The organism is Peribacillus sp. P4_C12 (assembly GCF_056402095.1).
Window position 1 is genome coordinate 1 of record NZ_JBFUIB010001108.1, and the last position, 672, is coordinate 672.

Sequence of the window (672 nt, forward strand, 5' to 3'; positions counted from 1 at the left end):
GACATACTCAATCCAACTTTAGGAACTGCAATAGTGAATAAGAAAACCGGAATAATCATCCCAAATAACCCCAATATCAAACCATAAATCCAAAGTCCCTCGCTAAACAAATTTCCATTCCAAATAACTTCCGGAGACTGAAAAACAACCGACATCATAAAAGCAAAGAATGAAACCAATACTAAGCGATTAGTGGTATTCATATTTGTAGTTGCTCTACCGTTAACAAATAAAAATAGGGAATAACAAAGAGCAGCTGCTAAACCCCATAACCAACCTTGAAAAGGTATTTGAGATAAATCAACATCTATCAAACCCGCTGCTGGTATAGTCCCTGCAACCAATATTATTAGAGATATCAATTCAATTCGACTGGGAAATTTTCGTTTTGTTATACAAGAAATCAACATGCCTATCCATGTAAATTGAAACAATAGTACAACGGCCAAGGATGCAGGTAAATAGTTCAAAGAAAGACCATAAAAAATATTTGTCAACCCTGTAAATACTCCAGCTAAGATAAGAATTTTAACTCCATTAAAGCTTAATTTTGTTCGGTTTGTAAGAATGAAAATACACACTGCGATACAAAAACCGAAAAAAAATTGACTTGTAACAGCTTCAGATGCCGAAAAACCACTACGCATTGCTAGTTTTATGATAGTTGAAACC

Annotated in this window: 1 protein-coding gene; it reads right to left on the minus strand. The window is 34.4% G+C overall.

All coding sequences use genetic code 11. The features are described 5' to 3' along the window. Nucleotides 1–672, minus strand: a 672-nt coding sequence (locus AC1DUW_RS31620) for a DMT family transporter (protein ID WP_477644549.1), incomplete at both ends; no start/stop codon positions are given.